We start from the raw sequence: 1,115 nt of genomic DNA, 5'->3' as shown, positions 1-1,115 counted from the left end.
ATGCTAACGACGCCAATACCTATTACAATAAAGCAGCTTGTTATGCACTACAAAGACACGTAGAGCTAGCCGTCAAAAATTTACAACTAGCAATTAACCTCAATCCTAGATATAAACAAGATGCAGAAAGTGACATCGATTTTGATGAAATTGCAAAAGATGAACACTTCAAGCAGTTAATTGCAAGTTAGTAAATGTGTAAAATTCATCAATCACTTATAAGGTGCGTTAGGACTTTCTCCTAACGCACGAAGACTAACTAAGAACGGGAAAAGGTAATTTGCTCAGCATCAAGTTCCCTCACACGAGACAGAACCCCGGTTCTAGTATCCACGGTGAACAGAGAATTAGTAGCCTCATAATTAGGATTAGCAAGAGCGTAAAATTGACCAGAAGGAGAAATCGTTAAGCTCAACAAGTCATTGCTCAAAGGATTGTTGTTATAGCTCAATTCCACGACTGTAGTGACTGATTTATTTGTCAAATCTATGCGTACCAATTTTGTAGCACCTTCTCTACCTAGACTAGTAGCGTAAATTGTTCCATCCGCTGCTTGTGTCAGATTACTGTAGCGTCGGTTAGAGTCGAGTTTTGGCAAACCTGCTGCATTACTATTTGAGACTTTACCTGTTTTGCGGTCAATAGTTCCTAAATCAAAGGGGAGAACTCCTTCATTCAGGCTAATAATGCCCAAGAGAGTATCGTTTTTAGTTGCTAGTATGCTTTCAACTGTACTATTGTCATTTGAAAACCCTGAGACTTTCAGAGTGTCTGTCGTTTTAGAAGTTTTAGGATCTGTAAATACCAAGCGAGTCACATCACCATCTTGGGAACTGGATACAGAGGTTTTAACCAATGTGCCATCAGATAAGGTGGTTAAACCAGTTAAACGTTCGCCAGAGTCGGTTGCAGTAGATTTGGGAGTCGCTTCAACAGCTGTGTTAGCGTTGCTAACAGTTTTTGCCGGAATCTCAGAACTCGATAATTGTTGACCAGTCGTGGGGTTGGAAGCTCTGATAGTAATTTGGGGGGTACTGTTGGCATCAGAAGGAGATGTGGAGTTGCTGTTAGAAACTTTTGCACTATAAAGGGTTCCTGGCGCTGACTGTGCAACA

Annotated in this window: 2 protein-coding genes; one reads left to right on the top strand and one right to left on the bottom strand. The window is 40.9% G+C overall.

Translation table 11 applies throughout. From position 1 onward, the window contains the following. Positions 1-191 (top strand): TPR end-of-group domain-containing protein (locus tag G4P69_RS38700; RefSeq protein ID WP_208355332.1); only part of this gene is annotated, 191 nt, incomplete at its 5' end. A 68-nt stretch (positions 192-259) separates the two neighbouring features. Here the strand turns inward: G4P69_RS38700 and G4P69_RS38695 are convergent. Next, a partial coding sequence (locus tag G4P69_RS38695; protein WP_208355330.1) for a hypothetical protein occupies positions 260-1,115 on the bottom strand: 856 nt, incomplete at its 5' end.

This window comes from Aetokthonos hydrillicola CCALA 1050 (genome assembly GCF_017591665.1).
GTDB lineage: Bacteria > Cyanobacteriota > Cyanobacteriia > Cyanobacteriales > Nostocaceae > Aetokthonos > Aetokthonos hydrillicola.
The sequence above is the reverse complement of the archived record's forward strand: the minus strand, read 5'-3'. Positions and strand labels throughout refer to the sequence as shown.